This window comes from Kribbella sp. NBC_01505 (genome assembly GCF_045040285.1).
Taxonomy (GTDB): Bacteria; Actinomycetota; Actinomycetes; order Propionibacteriales; family Kribbellaceae; genus Kribbella.
The window spans coordinates 289,017-305,271 of the sequence record NZ_CP109425.1 but is presented as its reverse complement, the minus strand read 5'-3'; the positions used below and the strand labels follow the sequence as shown (position 1 = coordinate 305,271).

Annotated in this window: 22 protein-coding genes; 15 read left to right on the top strand and 7 right to left on the bottom strand. The window is 67.4% G+C overall.

Annotated elements, in window-relative coordinates:
• Nucleotides 1-56 precede the first annotated feature (56 nt).
• The 10 genes from OG474_RS01205 to OG474_RS01160 all read left to right on the top strand — a co-directional run bounded on the left by OG474_RS01205 (nt 57) and on the right by OG474_RS01160 (nt 7,452).
• Nucleotides 57-254, top strand: coding sequence for a hypothetical protein (locus OG474_RS01205; RefSeq protein ID WP_405060279.1), 198 nt, complete (start codon nt 57-59; stop codon nt 252-254).
• Between the two features lie 7 nt (nt 255-261).
• A complete protein-coding gene (locus OG474_RS01200; RefSeq protein ID WP_405060278.1) occupies nt 262-657 on the top strand; it encodes a VOC family protein in 396 nt (131 codons plus the stop codon).
• Nucleotides 658-773: 116 nt separating this feature from the next.
• Complete coding sequence (locus tag OG474_RS01195) at nt 774-3,575, top strand: FtsK/SpoIIIE domain-containing protein (protein ID WP_405060277.1); 2,802 nt, start codon at nt 774-776, stop codon at nt 3,573-3,575.
• Nucleotides 3,575-4,252 (top strand): hypothetical protein, encoded by a 678-nt coding sequence (locus OG474_RS01190; RefSeq protein ID WP_405060276.1) that lies wholly within the window; start codon nt 3,575-3,577, stop codon nt 4,250-4,252. Before OG474_RS01195 ends, OG474_RS01190 begins: the two co-directional genes overlap by 1 nt.
• A gap of 18 nt (nt 4,253-4,270) precedes the next feature.
• Entirely contained in the window at nt 4,271-4,531 is a 261-nt protein-coding gene (locus tag OG474_RS01185; protein ID WP_132414728.1) for a hypothetical protein, read from the top strand.
• 6 nt (nt 4,532-4,537) lie between these two features.
• Nucleotides 4,538-5,800 carry a restriction endonuclease fold toxin-2 domain-containing protein gene (locus OG474_RS01180; protein ID WP_405060275.1) on the top strand — a complete coding sequence of 421 codons (1,263 nt, stop codon included), beginning with the start codon at nt 4,538-4,540 and terminating at the stop codon, nt 5,798-5,800.
• Nucleotides 5,800-6,180, top strand: coding sequence for a hypothetical protein (locus OG474_RS01175; protein ID WP_405060274.1), 381 nt, complete (start codon nt 5,800-5,802; stop codon nt 6,178-6,180). Before OG474_RS01180 ends, OG474_RS01175 begins: the two co-directional genes overlap by 1 nt.
• Nucleotides 6,181-6,276: 96 nt before the next feature.
• Nucleotides 6,277-6,666 carry a hypothetical protein gene (locus OG474_RS01170; protein WP_405060273.1) on the top strand — a complete coding sequence of 130 codons (390 nt, stop codon included), beginning with the start codon at nt 6,277-6,279 and terminating at the stop codon, nt 6,664-6,666.
• Between the two features lie 202 nt (nt 6,667-6,868).
• Entirely contained in the window at nt 6,869-7,060 is a 192-nt protein-coding gene (locus OG474_RS01165) for a hypothetical protein (RefSeq protein ID WP_405060272.1), read from the top strand.
• Complete coding sequence (locus OG474_RS01160) at nt 7,057-7,452, top strand: hypothetical protein (RefSeq protein WP_405060271.1); 396 nt, start codon at nt 7,057-7,059, stop codon at nt 7,450-7,452. Before OG474_RS01165 ends, OG474_RS01160 begins: the two co-directional genes overlap by 4 nt.
• Nucleotides 7,453-7,595: 143 nt before the next feature.
• On the opposite strand, the gene OG474_RS01155 is transcribed toward OG474_RS01160, so the two are convergent.
• Nucleotides 7,596-7,907 (bottom strand): hypothetical protein, encoded by a 312-nt coding sequence (locus OG474_RS01155; RefSeq protein ID WP_405060270.1) that lies wholly within the window; start codon nt 7,905-7,907, stop codon nt 7,596-7,598.
• 190 nt (nt 7,908-8,097) lie between these two features.
• Between OG474_RS01155 and OG474_RS01150 the strand changes: the two genes are divergently transcribed.
• Together OG474_RS01150 and OG474_RS01145 are read left to right on the top strand one after the other, a co-directional pair.
• Complete coding sequence (locus OG474_RS01150) at nt 8,098-9,087, top strand: NAD-dependent epimerase/dehydratase family protein (RefSeq protein WP_405060269.1); 990 nt, start codon at nt 8,098-8,100, stop codon at nt 9,085-9,087.
• A gap of 11 nt (nt 9,088-9,098) precedes the next feature.
• Nucleotides 9,099-9,590, top strand: a complete 492-nt coding sequence (locus OG474_RS01145) for a metallophosphoesterase family protein (RefSeq protein WP_405060268.1) — start codon at nt 9,099-9,101, stop codon at nt 9,588-9,590.
• Nucleotides 9,591-9,711: 121 nt separating this feature from the next.
• On the opposite strand, the gene OG474_RS01140 is transcribed toward OG474_RS01145, so the two are convergent.
• Nucleotides 9,712-9,867 (bottom strand): hypothetical protein, encoded by a 156-nt coding sequence (locus OG474_RS01140; protein ID WP_165952334.1) that lies wholly within the window; start codon nt 9,865-9,867, stop codon nt 9,712-9,714.
• A 150-nt stretch (nt 9,868-10,017) separates the two neighbouring features.
• Between OG474_RS01140 and OG474_RS01135 the strand changes: the two genes are divergently transcribed.
• Nucleotides 10,018-10,521 (top strand): hypothetical protein, encoded by a 504-nt coding sequence (locus OG474_RS01135; protein ID WP_405060267.1) that lies wholly within the window; start codon nt 10,018-10,020, stop codon nt 10,519-10,521.
• 70 nt (nt 10,522-10,591) lie between these two features.
• Nucleotides 10,592-11,830 (top strand): exonuclease domain-containing protein, encoded by a 1,239-nt coding sequence (locus OG474_RS01130; protein ID WP_405060266.1) that lies wholly within the window; start codon nt 10,592-10,594, stop codon nt 11,828-11,830.
• A gap of 70 nt (nt 11,831-11,900) precedes the next feature.
• Here the strand turns inward: OG474_RS01130 and OG474_RS01125 are convergent, their stop codons facing one another.
• From OG474_RS01125 to OG474_RS01115, 3 genes are read right to left on the bottom strand one after another with little or no spacing between them, the layout of a single operon-like run.
• On the bottom strand, nt 11,901-12,335 hold the full coding sequence (locus OG474_RS01125; protein ID WP_405060265.1) for a nitroreductase/quinone reductase family protein: 435 nt from the start codon (nt 12,333-12,335) through the stop codon (nt 11,901-11,903).
• A gap of 20 nt (nt 12,336-12,355) precedes the next feature.
• On the bottom strand, nt 12,356-13,237 hold the full coding sequence (locus OG474_RS01120; protein WP_405060264.1) for an alpha/beta hydrolase family esterase: 882 nt from the start codon (nt 13,235-13,237) through the stop codon (nt 12,356-12,358).
• 57 nt (nt 13,238-13,294) lie between these two features.
• Nucleotides 13,295-14,386: a cytochrome P450 gene (locus tag OG474_RS01115; protein WP_405064530.1), complete on the bottom strand. Its 1,092-nt coding sequence runs from the start codon at nt 14,384-14,386 to the stop codon at nt 13,295-13,297.
• Between the two features lie 203 nt (nt 14,387-14,589).
• Here OG474_RS01115 and OG474_RS01110 point away from each other — a divergent pair, with 203 nt between their 5' ends.
• Nucleotides 14,590-15,159, top strand: a complete 570-nt coding sequence (locus tag OG474_RS01110) for a TetR/AcrR family transcriptional regulator (RefSeq protein WP_405060263.1) — start codon at nt 14,590-14,592, stop codon at nt 15,157-15,159.
• On the opposite strand, the gene OG474_RS01105 is transcribed toward OG474_RS01110, so the two are convergent.
• On the bottom strand, nt 15,133-16,032 hold the full coding sequence (locus tag OG474_RS01105; protein ID WP_405060262.1) for an SDR family NAD(P)-dependent oxidoreductase: 900 nt from the start codon (nt 16,030-16,032) through the stop codon (nt 15,133-15,135). The two genes, OG474_RS01110 and OG474_RS01105, sit on opposite strands and share 27 nt — an antisense overlap.
• The gene (locus OG474_RS01100) at nt 16,029-16,235 is read right to left on the bottom strand and encodes a ferredoxin (RefSeq protein ID WP_405060261.1); all 207 of its coding nucleotides are present in this window, start codon (nt 16,233-16,235) and stop codon (nt 16,029-16,031) included. Before OG474_RS01100 ends, OG474_RS01105 begins: the two co-directional genes overlap by 4 nt.
• Nucleotides 16,236-16,255: the final 20 nt, after the last annotated feature.

The following is a 16,255-nucleotide window of genomic DNA, read 5'->3' as shown; positions in this document are numbered from 1 at the left end:
GGCGCGAAACGCCAAGGTTTTCTGCAGGGTTCGCGGCGGGCTCCGACAATGAAGAAATGACCAGGCAGACGGCGATCGCGCGGGTGCTGATGGTGGCCGTCTTCGCGCCGGCCGGTGGGCTGTCCGGCCAGGGCGTCGCCGAGGCCTCTCAGGGCCGCGAGTGGTGGCCGTGGATGGTCGGCGCGCTGGTCTGGCTGATCATCTCCGGCTCGATCTCCATGGTCGTGTCGAACCATCTCGACGAGCACAGATAATGCTCCGATGGTCGCTGCTGTGCATCACGTCGAGATCTGGGTCCCGGAACTAACACGCGCTCGGCAGAGCTGGGGCTGGGTGCTGAACCGCCTGGGCTGGAAGGACGGCGACGGCTGGCCGGGCGGGATGACCTGGATCGCAGACGACGGCAGCTACGTCGTGGTCGAGCAGAGCCCGGCCATGTCCGCGGACGTCCACGACCGGCTTCGGCCCGGAATGAACCACCTCGCGCTGAACGTCGCCTCCCGCGCCGAGCTGGACGCGCTGGTCGCCGAGGCCGCCGGCAACGGCTGGACGCTGATGTTCGCCGACCGGCATCCGTACGCCGGCGGGCCGCAGCATTACGCCGCGTTCCTGCACAACGAGGACGGGTACGAGCTGGAGCTCGTCGCCCCCAACTGAGACCTCCTGCCTGATGCGTGAGACTACTGATGCCTGGAGTGACCACTGGGACTACTGGTGTGACACAGTTGTCCAGGCAGTAGGTGTCGCGGGGCAGAGGTGGAAGGACGGTGCTCGTGACGGAGAGGCCTGACGGGGAGAACGCATCCCAGTTGCCTCAGCGCGGAGCGCGAGAATCGGATGGAGCGCGGGAAGCGAAACCAGAAGCGGCGCCTGAGCTTCTGGAAGCGCGGATCCGCGGTCTCCAGCACGCGTTGGGACAGTTGCTGGAGCATGCCCGGCGGCTGACCCAGGGCGAGCATCAGCGGGCCGTGCAACAGCACCGGCAGCTCCAGGAGCAGACCGCGATCGCCCGGCGCGAGTCCCGGGCCCAGGTCGAGGCGAAGACGGCCGAGGCGCTGGCCAAGGCCGAGCCGGACGCGCGGCTGCTCGCCCACCGGCTGGCTCCCGGGCTCGCCTCCATCCCGCCGAACGACGCCCGTTGGACCTCCGAGCAGTTCGTCGGCGTAGGCGTCCAGCCGTACATCCGGATCGGTGAGCTCGACGGCGGCGTGCCGGTCGCCGTACCGCTGCTGCGCACGAACGGCTGGAAGGTGACCGCGGACCGCAACGAGTCCGCCCGCAGACTGCTGCAGAGCATCGCACTGCGGCTGGTCGCGGCGGCGGAGCCGTTCCGGTTGCGCATCGACGCGTTCGACCCGAAGCTGACCGGCACGATGGGCCTGCTCGGTCACTTGACCACGAAGTACCCGCAATTGGTGCCCAGGGCAACACACACCGCGGAGCAGCTGCACGGAGTGCTCTCCGGGCTGGTCGACGTGTCGTCGATGCGGGCCAGCCGGCACGCGCAGCTCGGGCACGAGCGGTTCGAGGACCTGATCCGGGAGAGTGGTCGCGTCACCGATCCGTACCGGCTCGTCGTCCTCTTCGACTACCCCTCGGGGATCGACCAGCTTGCGCAGCGCGACCTGCTGCGGCTCGCCGCGACTGCCGGTCAGCGCGGCATCTGCTTCCTCGTGCACCACGACCCGTCGGCCCAGCCGGAGAGTGACGTCGACACCAAGCAGCTGCTCGAGCTGCTCGATGCAGTGGTCGTGACCGCCGGCAAGGTAGAGGCAGCGACGCTGCCGGGGGTTGCTGCCAAACTCGACGAGCCCTTCGACGCGGGGCTGGCCGCACGGGTCTGCGACGTAGTGGCTGAGCTGGCGGAGATCGCAGTACTGCCGACCATCGACTTCGACCGCACACTGCCGGACCGCTCGACCTGGTGGCAGCCGGTCAAGGACGAGATCGGCACAGTGATCGGGTACGACGACCGCACGCCGGCGCTGGTGCGGTTGCGCAGCGGAAACCCGGCCCTGCCGCACGTGCTGGTCGGCGGCGCGGTCGGACAGGGCAAGTCGAACCTCCTGCTTGTGCTGATCCACGGACTGGCCGCACGGTACGACCCGGCCGACCTGGAGATGTACCTGCTGGACTTCAAGCACGGTGTGGAGTTCTCCGCGCTCGGTCCGGCCGGAGAGCGTGAGCACTGGCTGCCGCATGTGCGAGTGCTGGGGATCCACAGCGACCGCGCGTTCGGTCTCGCCGTACTGCGGCATCTGTCTGATGAGCTGGCGCGGCGGAGCGAGATCTTCAAGGCGCACGGCAACGTCGCGGACATCGCTGAGCTGGCTCCGGGCCCGGACCGGCCGCCGCGGATCCTGGTGGTCCTGGACGAGTTCCAGGTGCTGCTTGAGGACGACGACGAGCTGGCGGACGAGGCGGCCAAGCTGCTCGAGCGGCTGGTGCGGCTCGGCCGCGCGTACGGGGTCCACGTCGTACTGGCGACGCAGACGATCGAAGGCGTCAAGCGGCTGGCAACCCGGCGGGACTCCATCTTCGGCCAGGTGCCGTACCGGATCGCTCTGAAGACCACTCCGACTGACTCGCAAGCGATTCTGCGCAGTGGGAACACTGCGGCCGCAGAGCTGCAGTTTCGCGGCGAGGCAGTGCTGAATGCGAACTTCGGCTCGCCCGACGACAACCAGCACGTGCTGGTGAGCTTTGCGGACAAGGCGGTGCTGGACGACCTGCGGCGCGAGCTGTGGCGCCGAGCCGGTACGGCGGTGCACCCGCCGCGGGTGTTCCACCTGGCCGAGCCCGCGCGGCTGACTGATACGGCTACCGCGGTGAAGCCGGAGCTGGGACGACCGTGGGTCGGTCTGCCGATCGCGGTGACCGAGGAGCCGGTGCAGGTCGAGGTCAGGCCCGAGCCGGGAGCCGGCGTACTGGTTCTGGGCGACGGTCCGGCGGATGCGCTCGGCGTACTGAGCGGTCTGGCGTTGTCGACGGCAGGGGCTGCTGTTGACCCGCCGCGGTTCATCTTCATGGACGGGACCGACTCAGCGCCTGCTGTTGCGGACGGCAAGGGTGCGCTGGTGCACGCGCTGCGGTCGCTCGGGTGTGAGGTCGAGACAGTCGACAAGCACGATGAGGTCGGTCCCCGGATCTTTGCGTTGCGGAATGCGCTGCGGGACGGACAGGTCGGCGGCCAGACCTATCTGATCGGCTTTGGCTTCCATGGGGTGCCGCGGATGCAGCTGCATGCGGAGGGGTTCTTCGAGAGCCCGGCCAACGCGCTGCAGGACATCGTGCGCGACGGTCCGGCGCAGGGGCTCATCACCTTCGGCTGGTGGAACAGACTGCACGTCTGCACCGAGCACCTCGGCTATGGCCGGGCGAATGTGGCCACGCACCTGTTCCTACGGCACCCGCAGGACGGTGTCCGGGCGGTGTGCGGTCCGCTGGTCCGCTGGGCTTCCGAGCCGCACCGCGGGCTGTTGTGGGACGGACTGCATCCGGAAGCGCAAGTCGTCGTACCGTTTGCCGCACTGCGGTCTGACGAGGTCGAGCGTGCGGTGGAGCTGGTGCGGTGATGAAGACCGAAGAGGAGCAGTGGGGGCAGTACTCACGCGCCCTGCGGATCGTCGCAGGAGCCCGTACGGACGCCCAGCAGGCACAGGACCGGCTGACCGCCACCAAGTCCCGTGCGGAGGCCGCAGCGCACGCTGAGGCCGCAGCGATGGCCGAACGCGGCCGACAGGTCGAAGAGCGGCTCAACGGACTCGCCGAGAAGGCAGCGGCCAGCTTGCAGCGCGCGGGGCTCCCGGCTGACGGGCGGCGGGTGAACATACCCTCCCCGGAGATCCGCGGTCTCAGCGATCTGGAGTCGGCTGCGGCTCGCCTGACGAAGCAGTTGGGTGAGGCGGTCGATCAGCTCGAGGAGGTCCGCGAGCAGGGGCGTGCGCTTCAGGAGCGGCGCAAACGTCGTACGATCAGCGCCGTCCTGACGCTGGTCGGGTTCGTGCTGGTGTGGATCGTCGCCGGGTCGTTCCTGACCGGTGTCGAGGCGGCGGCGATCGCTGCGGTCACCATGCTGGCCGCATCACGGATGCTGGGGTTGCCTAGGCTGCCAGGGGCCCGGTGGTGGGGATGGGGCGGTGCGGGCGTGGTCGTGGTCGCGATGGCGGCAGGACTGCCCTGGTGGCTCGCGATCCTGGTACCGGTGGTCGTGGCCGGTACGGCGATCGTGCTGCCGAAGAAGCGCAACTGACATAGTGGAGTGGTTCAGGTGTCCGACGTACAGCGGCTCAAGGAACAGCTGTTTCAGGTCTCGATGGAGGCCAAGCAGGCAGCGGGCGGGCTGGCCGGGTTCAAACTGCGGTTCACCCAGCACAGCCAGCAGGTCGAGAGCCTGATCGCTGGTACGGCGACCGGGGTGGACCGGGACATCTCCGAGATCCTGGACGCGGCCGGGAAGGCCGTGGAGCAGGCTGCGGAGGCCCTGGAGATCGCCTCGGCCGGATGCAAGAGCTACGCCGACCAGATCTGACCTCTCATGCCGTCGGACCTGCAGCGGGTGGCTCGAGGGCTGGTCGACTGCCTGGACGAAGTACCGCAGGTGCTGAACCACCTGCAACGCACTGCTGCCCGCTGCCGGGAGAACGCTGCGGTCGCGGCGCAGGGCGGTGCGACTGTCGCTGCGCATCAGCTAGACGCGGCGGCGCGGGCGTGCGAGGCGGCTGCGCACTACCTGTCGATGGCGCCGCCGAAGGCGCGGCTGTGGGCGGACCGGTTGGTCGGCAGTGGTTCCGGCACGGACCGCCCTTCGTCCGACTCGGCTGATCGCAACCGCACGACCGGTGGCACCGGTGACGTCGTCGAACGCGATACCCGCGGCCGCACCAAACGCCTCACCGCCACCTTCGAGGACGTAGAAGTTGCCGAAGACAACGAACCCCCGTTGATCACGGTCGCCCGCAAAGCCTTCGAGAAGTTCCGCAAGGACCACGAGAAGGACGACGAACAGAACCCGAACCCCGAGGAACCGCTCGAGGTCGAGATCACCGTCACCGAGACCGGCGAGTTCGAGATCGAGGAACGCACCGAGAAGGAAGAGAAGGAAGAGGAGAAACGCAACGAACGCCTCCTCGCCGACCACGAGTTCCTGATCGACCTCGAAGAACCCGTCAAGAACCTCCTCGAAGCCATGGCCGAGTCCGCCGCCCGAACCTGGGACCACGCCACCTTCACCATCACCCCCACCACCCTGGAAGCCACCTTCGACTACCCCGAAGACGAAAAACCCCGACCCATAGTCGTAGACATCAACCTCCCCCCGCTGAAGCGCGGTACCCCATCGAACGCGCCGGCGAATTTCAGGGAGTACCGCGAGAAGCTGGCTGAGACCGGACGAATCCGACCGCTGGTCGGTGACGGTCCGGAGGCTGATTTTCAGCGCAAGTTCTGCGGTCCCGTCGAGTACCGCCTGACGCCGGACGAGGACCTGCCCAGAGCGTCGTGGGCCGACGGCATGGACGACCTGCTGAGGCGCGCGCAGGATGCCAAGTACGTGGCTCCCTCCTCGGAACGCTCGTTCTATAGACCGGAGTCGCTGCCGCCGTTCCTGCGGAAGATCGCCGAGGAGAAGAACGATCATCAGCTCCTCAAATACCGCGCCGTGATCGGCGACGACGGTAATCCGGTCGAAGGACTCGAAATCATCACCAACGACGACACCGCGGCTGCATACTTTCGGGAGCGGATGCGGCGGCTGGACATCCCAGGGCAAGTGACTGTACGGCGAGAGGACGATGACTGATGGCGGAGTATCTGGTCGCGCCGTTGGAGGAGCCGGACTGGGCCCTGGAGGTGGACGACTTCGCCGATGCGCTGCAGGGAAGATGGCCCGGGGTTCGCGTCGGTCGGGGGAGCGTTGAGGGGTCGACGATGGCGCTGGAGGCGCTGGTCCCGCTTGAGCCGGCGCCACGGGAGCTGGGAGTGGCGCTGAGTGGGACGCGGCAGGCGGTTAGCCTCGAGCCCGCGGATGCGGAGGCGGCGGCCGAGTTCGCGCAGTGGATGGCCAGCAGTCTCCTTCCGGGGCGCGGGCTGCATCTGATTGAGCCGGGGTCGTACCGGACCGTGGAGTTGACGCCCGATATCTCCGTCGGGGAGATCCTCGCAGCGCTTCGTGATGGCTGAGGGGTGGGTGGGCTGAATGGCTAGTGATGATGATGTGTTGGGCAGGGGGTGGGGGCGGTTGCGGGGTGGTTGCCGGGGGTGCTTGGGGCTGAGCGGGTGCATCGGGAGTTGGACGGGGAGTATGTGTTCAGGGTGGGGGCGGGGACTGTTGAGCGGGAGTTGCTGTTGATGCTTGCGCCGAACATGCATGCGCAGGTGGATCCGGAGCCGGAGGACGTTTGCGCGATCGATGGGTACCCGGCTCAGTTGGGCGTTCGGTTGGTGGGGCGGAAGGACGAGGCGGTTCAGCATGTTGAGGGGCGGCTGGTGTTCGACAGGCTGGTGGCTGGGCGGCCGGACGTTCCGATGTTGTTGCTGGAGAACCTTGCGACGTTGACGGTCGCGTATCTGCCGGGGGTCGGCACGCAGGTGTTCGAGGAGCCTATTGGGCCGGATGCGCCGGGACTGGAGCTTTGGGGGCCCTGGGTGCGCGGGGCGTTCGAATAGAGATTCGGGCGGGGTGGTGGAAAAAGTTCTGCGGAGTTGCGTCATGAACCTGTGAGCGGGTCGTCACTCGAGTGAACCCATCGCCACAGGGAAGTGGGAGTGATCGACGTGATACGTAGGTCTTTGAAGCTGATGGTGGGAACAACCATGCTGCGCCGGGTGCATTGAGGTGTCCGGTGACGGTGGTTCGCAGCGGTGTCGGGTGCGGGTCTGGTTCGGGGACCATGTGGTCGCGGACTACAGTGCCGAGGCCGAGCTGGCGGAGCGGTACGCGGAGGCTATGTCGCGGCGGTTCGCGGGGTTGAAGGTGACCAGTGAGCCGATTCCGGTGACCGATCCGGCGCTGTACCGGTCGCTGCCGGGGGAGCGGTTGTGGGAGGTTGCCCCGAAATGAGCTCTCGTCGCTTCCGGCTGATTCGCCATCATGATGTCTCCGGGGTGAGTGGGACCGGGCCTGTCGCCGAGGGCGTGCGGTTCACCGACGGAGCGGTCGCGCTGCGCTGGTACGGCGACTATCCGACCACGACCGTGTGGGACGGGATCGAGTCCGTGGTCGCGATCCACGGGCATGGCGGGGCCACCGAGATCGAGTGGATCGACGCCGAGTCCGGGCCGGATCCGGGGCCGGTGCTGCCGCCTCGCGAGACTCTGGCCGCGCGACCCTGGCCCGAGCTGCACTCCGCGCCGGAGCCTGAGGATCCCGATCCGCTGCACCACGAGCACGACGCCGGTTCGCAGGGCGGAGCGCCGCCGGGCGCGTGGTCGTCGTACCGGGTCTTCCGTTGAGGTAACACCCCACAAGCCGGTCCGGATCCGGCGCCGCGTGATCCGGACCTTCGCGACCGTCGATGCCGACCTCCTTTCCGGCATCGGCGCCGCCTCCCCTGTCTCGGGCCCAGCCGAATGCGAGTCCGGCTGGGCCCGAGCTCTCAAGCGAAGCTCGTCAACTGCAGTACGTCGAGGTCGTGGAACGTCGCCGGCCCGTCGCACAGCTCCATCAGCGCGGCCGCGAACTCACCGGTGTCGGGTCGGGCCGAGTTCTCCATGGCGTCCTCGTACGACGCGAACTCGACGACCGTGAAGTACCGCGTGGCGTCGTCGCGGTCCGAACACATGACGGAGCGGACCGGCCGCGGACCGTCGTCACCTGCTTCCCGCTTCGTCCGGTACGCGTCGGCCAGCGCCGCGACGTCGTCCGGTCTGGACGTCCGGTACTCGATGATCTGAACGAAACCAGCCATTTCTCCCCCTTGCCCAGGGCACCCGTTCTCGAGTGCCGCTCCTTGCCGACACTGCGCCTGGATCGGCTGGTCGGCAAGGGCTCGCGGCTTACGGTGACCTGACGCCGTACGAGGGGTCACACTCGGTGTTCTGTCTGCCCTCGGCTAAGGAACTTGGGAATTGTCGGCGGGGCCTGATTGGCTTGCCTGCATGGAGATTCTGATCCTTGGCGGTACGGCGTGGTTGGGGCGCGAGCTGGCATCGCAGGCTCTCGCGCGTGGGCATCGGGTGACGTGCGTGGCGCGCGGCGAGAGCGGTGCTGTCGCCGCCGGCGCGGAGCTGGTCGCCGCGGATCGAAGCAAACCGGATGCGTACGACGCCTTGCCCGAGCGGGAATGGGATGCCGTGTTCGAGGTGTCGTGGCAACCCGGGTTCGTGCGGGGAGCGCTCGCGGCGCTCGGGGCGCGGGCCAAGCACTGGACGTATGTGTCCACCGGGAACGTGTACGAGAAGTTCGATACGCCCGGGGCCGACGAGAGTGCGGCGCTGCGTGCGCCGTCCGAGGGGGACCTCGCCGACCGGGAGCAGTACGGCGAGGCCAAGGTCGCCTGCGAGCTCGCATCGGTCGAGGCGGTCGGGGACCGCCTGGTGATCGCGCGCGCAGGGTTGATCGGCGGACCGGGAGACGCGAGTGATCGGGCCGGCTCTTGGGTGGCGCGGGCTGCTCAGGCGCCGGGGGAGCCGCTGCTGGTGCCGGATTCACCCGATCTGCCGACCTCAGTGATCGACGTGCGCGACCTCGCCGGGTGGTTGCTGGACGGCGCGACCGCGGGCCGGACCGGGACATTCGACACTGTCGGTCCGGTCGTGCCGTTCGGGGAGTGGATCGAGCTAGCCCGGGAGGTCGGCGGTCACACCGGGCCGGTCGTCCTCGCCAAGCCGGAGTGGCTGGAGGAGCAGGAGGTCGGGCAGTACATGGGGCCCGAGTCGCTCACGATGTGGATGTCCGACCCGGAGTATGCCGGTTGGTCGTGCCGAAGCGGTGCTGCGGCCGCGGCGGCGGGGTTGGTGCACCGGCCGCGACGCGAGTTCCTGGCCGACACGCTCGCGTGGGAGCGCGAGCTGGGCCTGGACCGCGAGCGGCGCGCCGGCCTGAGCCTCAACAGAGAGAGGGAGTTGATCGCGGCCCTGGAGCAGTAGAAGGTTGGAGGATGCGGCTGGTGCTGATTTCGGACACTCATTTGCCGGTGCGGGCGAAGCGGCTTCCCGACGCGGTCTGGGAAGCGATCGACGATGCCGACGTGGTGATTCACGCAGGCGACTGGGTGAACGTCGCGTTGCTCGACGAGCTGGAAGCGCGGGCGACCAGGCTGATCGGCTGCTGGGGTAACAACGACGGCCCCGAGCTGCGCGCCCGGCTGCCTGAAGTCGCGCGCGTGGATCTCGACGGGCTGGCCGTGGCGGTTGTACACGAGACCGGTGCGTCGAAGGGGCGTGAGGAGCGCTGCCAGCGGGAGTATCCGGGCGTCGGCCTGCTCGTCTTCGGTCACAGCCACATCCCCTGGGACACGACGACCCCAGGCGGCCTGCGCCTGCTCAATCCTGGCTCGCCGACGGATCGGCGCCGCCAGCCCCACTGCACGTTCCAGACCGCGACGATCACCGCGGGCCGGTTAAAAGATGTTGCCTTACACAACCTTTAGTTCTGGTCCGGCGTAGTATCTGGGCATGACTCCGGCCGGGCGCGGAGGGGTGTCGCCGTACCACCGAGTTACGGCGTCCTCGCGCCCGGCCGAGCGTCGTACCGGGTCCTGAGCTGCTGGATCAGGCGTGTGCGGCGTGCTTGACGCGCTCCTTGAGCCGGTCCCGCACCTCTTCCGGTGTGTAGGCGCGACGCTTCCGCTCGCCCCGCGCAATCACCACGCCCGTAGCGGCCACGCCGACGAGCCCCGCAAGTCCTACGACCTTCCATACCTTCATGCCGACTAATCTAACGACGTGGAGAGCCGGATTTCACTGGATGACGCTACGGAACTGACACGAACAGGTGACATTTGGCTGTTCCGCGGTGAGAGTGCCGCCGATCGTGCGATCCAGACCTTGACCAACAGCCCCGTCAACCATGTCGGGATGGCGATCGTGCTCGACGACATGCCACCGCTGATGTGGCATGCGGAGCTCGGGCGATCGCTGCCGGACATGTGGACCGGCAAGCATCACCGCGGTGTGCAGCTGCACGACCTGCGGGACGCGGTGACGGTGTGGGCGCGTAAGTACGGTCAGCGCGGCTGGCTGCGTCAGCTGGATCACCCCGTCACGCACGACATGGAGGACGCCGTACTGCGGACTGTCGCACGCCTGGACGGTACGCCGTTCCCCTCGACTGCTCGTCTCGCGTCGCGCTGGGTGCGCGGGCGGGTCCCGGCGCTGAAGCGCGGCCGGCGGGAGCTCGAACTGGAGTTCGCGTACTGCGCGGAGGTCGTCGCGGTCACGTACGAGGAGATGGGGTTGCTGATGCCGGGGCGGCGGCCGAACTGGTACGACCCGGGCCGCTTCTGGAGCGGCGACGAACTCGCGTTGATGCACGGTGCGAAGCTCGGCGACGAGATCGCCGTCGACGTCCCTGCACAGTGAGCGCGCGGAAACTGTCGGTGGCCTGTGATTGGCTTGCTGTGGGTCGGAAACCGAGCTCGAGGAGGCCCGCATGTATGCCGTGATCGACACCGAGACGACCGGTCTGTTGCCGAGCCATCGGCACCGGGTGATCGAGATCGCGGTCGTCCTGCTGGACGCCCGCGGACAGGTCGAGGACGAGTGGGTCACGCTGCTGAATCCGCAGCGCGACCTAGGGCCTCAGCACATCCACGGGATTCTCACCGCCGACGTGCTGGACGCACCGGAGTTCGGTGCGGTGGCGCGGCGGTTGGGTGAGCTGCTGGCCGGGCGGATGGTGGTCGGGCACAACGTCGAGTTCGATCTCGGGTTCCTGCGGGCGGAGTTCGCGCGGCTGGGTTACATGGTGCCGTTGATCACCGAGCGGTCGATGTGCACGATGGCGCTCGCCGGGCATCTGTATCCGGGAGCCAAGCGGACGCTCGGTGCCTGTTGTGCGGCCGCGGGGGTTTCCCTCGAGGGTTGGCACTCGGCGCTGGCCGATACCCGGGCGACAGCCGAGCTGTTCGCCCAGTATTTGCAGGAGTTTCCATCCCCGCCGCCTTGGCAGTGGGCGTATGAAGAGCTGCGCGGTTGGCGCTGGCCGACGTTGCCCGAGCAGCAGTTCACGCCGACTGTTCGGCCGGTGCATGCCGGTGGGCGACACGGGTGGATGAGTCGACTCGTCGACCAGTTGCCGCGAGTGCCGGAGCCGCCGCAGGCCGATTCGTATCTGGCGCTGCTCGACGGCATCCTCGCGAAGCGGGAGATCACCGTGACCGACGCCGATCAGCTCGTGCAGGTGGCGACGGAGCTCGGGCTGACACGGCTGGAGGTCCAGGATCTCCACTGTGACTACGTTTCTGGGCTTGCGGAGGGATCGTGGGCAGCCGGTGCGATGACGCCAGAACGGCGCAGCGATCTCGACAAGGTCGCGGTGATGCTGGGCTACCTGGAGTCCGATGTGGACGAGGCGTTGCTGAGGGCAAGCTCCGGACAGTACGTCGTCCCGTCGCGCCCGGGTGCGGATGGGTTTCCGGTGGGAAGCACGCTGGTGTTCACCGGCGACATGATCGAGTCGCGCGAGGTGTGGTGGGATCGCGCGGTCGCGGCCGGGTTCGCGCCGCAGGAAGCGGTGCGGCCGGACACCACGTTCGTGGTGGCGGCGGATCCGGACAGCCTGTCGGTCAAGGCACGGGCAGCCCGGGAGTACGGCGTACCGATCGTTTCGGTGGATGCGTTCCGGCGACTGCTACCGCCGGAGGAGATACCTCAGCAGCACGCGAGTTAGTGCCTCGGGTGCGGGCGTGGAGATTGCTGAGCTGGGGCGACGGGTCCATGAAGCCGCTGGCAACGGATGACTAGCTTGCCAGGTCTTCCAGTAGGACTAGGGGGATCTCGCGGGTGGTTTTGGTTTGGTAGTCGGCGTAGTTCTGGTGGTTGGCGACTACCAGGGGCCAGAGGCGGCTTCGTTCTTCCGGCGTGGCTGTGCGGGCCTGCATTCGTCGGGTGGGCCCGCCGCGGTAGGTCACGTCCACCTGCGGGTTCTCGCGGAGGTTGAGGAACCAGGCTGGATGCTTGTCGTCTCCGCCTCGGGAGGCTACGACGACGAGCGTCGAGCCCTCCTGGAGTGGCGAAGCGAGCATCACGGACCGCGGCTCACCGGTCTTGCGGCCGACCGTGGTGAGTCGCAGGATCGGCATGGTCGAAATCTGCCAGCCGGCTTTGCCTCCGCTGACCTTGAGGACACCGCGGTGTACTGCGTTCATCGCCTTCGCGGCGCAGTCGATGAGCATCTCGGGCTCCGTTCGTTGAATCACGCTTGGCGGCTGTGGGCGTCGAGACCGAAGAACTCGGTGATCGCCCCGGCGGTGTCGAGGGTGTGGTCGGTTCGGCCTATCAGGAAGCGCGGATGGGCTGTCTTCGGGCCGGGGATGGTGTGGCCGCCTTCGCGCACGGTGTAAAGAGTCACCGACTGGTGGCCTGGTTGGACGTAGTCGGTGCGGTCCACCTGCGCACTCACCGACGTCGTGGTCGGTGCGTTGGTGATGCCGTTGCGGCGGGCGTAGTACGCGGCAGTCTCCTCGGCGGAGAGGCCGAGTCCTCGGGGCCGGAACCGGTACATCTTCGCCATGCCGCCGGCGTACGGGACGATCGGGTCCTCGGTGCCGTGCATGAGCATGACCGGCAAAGCCTTGTCCTGCGGGGCGGCCGGCGCGAAGTTCTCCGGGACGGTCTGGGTCGCGGAGAGGATGGCGGCGCCGACCAGGGCTTCGGGCATCTCATGGATCAGCCGGATCACCATCTGGCCGCCGTTGGAGAAGCCGACGGCGAAGACCTGGGCTGGGTTGCCGTTGTAACGCCGTACCAGCAGGTCGATGGCGGCCTTGGCGAAGGCGACGTCGTCCATGCCGTCAGCGCGCGCGGCGGAGGTGTTAACCACCCTGGCGTCGTTCCAGTGCTTCTTGTGACCGTTGAGATAGGCAACGATCGCGCCGGACTCCGACCCGATGCGGTCGAAGGTGTTCGCGGTGAACGAACGGATCGCATCGGCAGTCTGCATGGAGCCGTGAAAGACCAGGACGATCGGCACCTTCCTCGCGTCACCGTGCTGGTTCTGCACGACTGTCATCGTGCGAGCCCGGCCGTCGACGACCACCGACTCGGGAGAGGCTTTGACCTCGTACGTCGTACTCATGTCTCCACTATAGGCATAAACGGATTGGTTATCCGAATGGACTGGCAATCCGATTGGCTACCAGGTGACGAGCAGGGACTTCAGGCCGTAGACGGGGGAGAGGACCCGGAAGGCGATGTCATCGAACGGCACGGACAGGCGCAGGGTGGGGAAGCGGCGCAGCAGTGCGGGGAGGGCGACTCGCAGCTCAATCCGGGCGAGTTGTTGCCCGAGGCATTGGTGCGGGCCGAACCCGAACGTCAGGTGGGCGACGGGTTGGCGGTGGACGTTCAGGCCCGGCTCGTCACCGACGAGTTCGCGGTCCTGGTTGGCTGCCAGCAGCGAGAGTGACAGGGTTTCGCCGGCCGCGACCTGCCGGCCGTTGAGGTCGATGTCGCCGACCGCCCGACGATTGAGTTGGGTGACGATGGACAGATAGCGCAGGAGTTCCTCGACGGCGGTATTGACCACGGTGTCGTCGTCCCGTACGGCGGCCAGTTGGTCGGGATGCTGCAGCAGGACCAGGGTGCTGAGGCCGATCATGGTGGAGGTCGTCTCGTGTCCGGCGATCAGGAGCAGGTTGCCGAGGCCGACGAGTTCCTCATCGGTGAGTTCGTCGCCTTGTTCGCGGATCACCGATCCGAGCAGGCTGTCGCCGGGCTCGCTGCGCAGGCCGGCGATCAGCTTCGCCATGTAGTCGTGCATCGCGGTGTAGTTGTCGACCTGTTGCTGGGCGGTCGTTGTGAGGTCGAGCAGGACTGCGCTCTGGTGCTGGAACTGGGCTCGATCGGCGTACGGTATGCCGAGAAGCTCGCAGATCACCAGGGACGGGATCGGCAGCGCGAAGTCCTGGACCAGGTCGACCGCGGGACCGGCCTGGCAGATCTCGTCGAGGCGCTCGTTGACGATCTGTTCGATCCACGGACGCATCCCCCGGAGGCGGCGGACCGTGAAGGCGCTGGTGAGCATCCGGCGCAGCCGTGCGTGCTCGGGGCCGTTGTAATTGAGCAGGAATCCTGGCTGGTTGAACAGGGTGCTCGGTGCATCTCGGTCCGGGTCCACTCCTGGACCGGGTACTGCACTTTCGTGTCCGAACGCAGCTCGGACGTCGGCGTACCGGGTGACTGCGCGGGCTTCGTAGTAGCCGAATCTCGGGTGCTCGCCCGAGATTCGGGGTAGGTCCTCCCGCTCTCGTAAGGCGGTCAGTTCGGGGGGCGGGTTCGAAGGGGCAGCGATCGGATCGCCGGGCGGTCGGCGGCAGTGACGAGTTTTCCGTCCGGGTCATGTGATCGACTCCTCGGGTCTCTTGAATGCTTGAATAATTCATTGATCCTGTCAAGTGTGTTGCTGGCGCCAAGGGTTAGAGTGGGTTCATGAAGGACGTGCAGCCGGTACTCCGGAAGGACGCTGCCCGCAACCGGCGGTACATCGTGGATGCGGCGCGGGCGATCGCCCAGGAGGGGAAGCCGATTCAGCTCAACGCGGTCGCCAAGGCGGCCGATGTTGGCGTGGGTACCGTCTATCGGCATTTCCCGACTCCCGAGGCGCTGGTCGAGGCGGTGGCGGCGGATCAGTTCGCCTTCTTGATCCAGCAGGCGGAAGAGGCTGCCGCACTGCCGGATGCCGAGCAGGCGCTGCGGGGGTTCCTGAAAACGGCGGTCGCGGCGTATCTGCGCGACGACGCCTTCGCTGCCGCGGCCATCGATCCTGAGCCGGCCACGCCCGAAATCCAGCAACTGCGGCTCCGACTGCGGGGCGAGCTCAATGGTCTGCTGGAACGGAGTGCCGCCGATGGTGGGGTGCACCCTGCCCTGACGGCCGCGGACATGATGCTTCTGCTCTGCGGGGTGGGTTTCGCGGTCCGGCACTCTCCCGACCGCGACGACCCCGACCTGTCCGACCGCTATCTCAATGCGTTACTCGACGGTGCCCTCGGCAACTGATTTCAGACCTACGAGCAAGGCGCTTTCCCGCCACAGACTGGTCATGGCGTCATCGCTCTGGGCGAGTCTGGACGGATCGGGCCACGTCAGCTTCCCTCGTACCAGCGACGCGTAGAGACGACCCTCAGGCGGTCGGGCCGAGCCGAGGGCGAGGTCGGCCAGCGTCCGGCCGGCCTCCTCTGCCGTGTTGATGTGAGCGAATCTCCGGGCCAGTGGCACCAGAACCCTCATCGCGATCCGGATCGCGCGGCTCGTGCCGCGATTGAGTTGCGTGTCGGGCGTGAATCCAGGGTTGTAGGCGACGACCTGGACCTGGCCGCCCTCGTTGAGTCGGGCAAAGGCGCGTGCAGTCAGCAGGTTGCAGAGTTTGGAAGACGCATAGGCCCGGAATGAGACGGGGCCCTGTCTGCGTCCGCCGTCCTCGGGTGGAGAGGCGAGCAGGTCCGCGTAGGCGTGCTGCGGAGGTGCGATCCTGTTGATCTTCGGGTCGTGCGTATCGCTGGTTGTGATGACGATGGTTGCCGTGGGCGACAACTGAGGCGCTAGCAGTCGTAGGAGCAGGTAGTGGGCGAGGTGATTGGTAGCGAAGACCACCTCGTAGCCGTCTTCAGTACTACGTTGGTCGCCACGCAGGTTGGTTCCGGCGTTGAGTAGCAAGACGTCGATCTTGGTGTCGCCCAGCCGCTCCAGAATCTTCTGCGCGAACTCACGGACGCTCGCCAGTCGGGCGAGATCCAACTGTTCCGTCTCGGCGCCTCTCACTTGTTTGCCACGTGTTCCGGCGAGCAGTCGCATCTCCGGATCGGCTGCGATGAGCCGCGCGGTCACGGCGCCGAGCCCCGACGTTGCTCCCGTCATGACGACTGTCTTCATTGGGCCGGCCCTTCTTGAAGGCGAATCGCGGCGGCGGGGCACAGAACGACCGCCTCGCTGGCGATCTCCATCTCGGCCTCGGGCGGCGCCTCGTCGAGCAGTACGACGAGGCCGTCCGAATCGCTCTGGTCGAAGACATTCGGCGCGGTCATCGCGCACTGCCCGCTGCCAACGCACTTGTCTCCGTCGACGATGACGTTCATCACGATGCCCTTTCCGGAGG

What these genes read in the sequence shown, in the direction of transcription:
- OG474_RS01105 (WP_405060262.1), bottom strand. Translation starts at nt 16,032, where the DNA reads ATGAAGACAGTCGTCATGACGGGAGCAACGTCGGGGCTCGGCGCCGTG.
- OG474_RS01155 (WP_405060270.1), bottom strand. Translation starts at nt 7,907, where the DNA reads ATGGCTGGTTTCGTTCAGATCATCGAGTACCGGACGTCCAGACCGGAC.
- OG474_RS01205 (WP_405060279.1), top strand. Translation starts at nt 57, where the DNA reads ATGACCAGGCAGACGGCGATCGCGCGGGTGCTGATGGTGGCCGTCTTC.
- OG474_RS01145 (WP_405060268.1), top strand. Translation starts at nt 9,099, where the DNA reads ATGCGGCTGGTGCTGATTTCGGACACTCATTTGCCGGTGCGGGCGAAG.
- OG474_RS01190 (WP_405060276.1), top strand. Translation starts at nt 3,575, where the DNA reads ATGAAGACCGAAGAGGAGCAGTGGGGGCAGTACTCACGCGCCCTGCGG.
- OG474_RS01130 (WP_405060266.1), top strand. Translation starts at nt 10,592, where the DNA reads ATGTATGCCGTGATCGACACCGAGACGACCGGTCTGTTGCCGAGCCAT.
- OG474_RS01160 (WP_405060271.1), top strand. Translation starts at nt 7,057, where the DNA reads ATGAGCTCTCGTCGCTTCCGGCTGATTCGCCATCATGATGTCTCCGGG.
- OG474_RS01135 (WP_405060267.1), top strand. Translation starts at nt 10,018, where the DNA reads ATGGCGATCGTGCTCGACGACATGCCACCGCTGATGTGGCATGCGGAG.
- OG474_RS01110 (WP_405060263.1), top strand. Translation starts at nt 14,590, where the DNA reads ATGAAGGACGTGCAGCCGGTACTCCGGAAGGACGCTGCCCGCAACCGG.
- OG474_RS01125 (WP_405060265.1), bottom strand. Translation starts at nt 12,335, where the DNA reads ATGCTCATCGACTGCGCCGCGAAGGCGATGAACGCAGTACACCGCGGT.
- OG474_RS01140 (WP_165952334.1), bottom strand. Translation starts at nt 9,867, where the DNA reads ATGAAGGTATGGAAGGTCGTAGGACTTGCGGGGCTCGTCGGCGTGGCC.
- OG474_RS01150 (WP_405060269.1), top strand. Translation starts at nt 8,098, where the DNA reads ATGGAGATTCTGATCCTTGGCGGTACGGCGTGGTTGGGGCGCGAGCTG.
- OG474_RS01175 (WP_405060274.1), top strand. Translation starts at nt 5,800, where the DNA reads ATGGCGGAGTATCTGGTCGCGCCGTTGGAGGAGCCGGACTGGGCCCTG.
- OG474_RS01100 (WP_405060261.1), bottom strand. Translation starts at nt 16,235, where the DNA reads ATGAACGTCATCGTCGACGGAGACAAGTGCGTTGGCAGCGGGCAGTGC.
- OG474_RS01180 (WP_405060275.1), top strand. Translation starts at nt 4,538, where the DNA reads ATGCCGTCGGACCTGCAGCGGGTGGCTCGAGGGCTGGTCGACTGCCTG.
- OG474_RS01120 (WP_405060264.1), bottom strand. Translation starts at nt 13,237, where the DNA reads ATGAGTACGACGTACGAGGTCAAAGCCTCTCCCGAGTCGGTGGTCGTC.
- OG474_RS01200 (WP_405060278.1), top strand. Translation starts at nt 262, where the DNA reads ATGGTCGCTGCTGTGCATCACGTCGAGATCTGGGTCCCGGAACTAACA.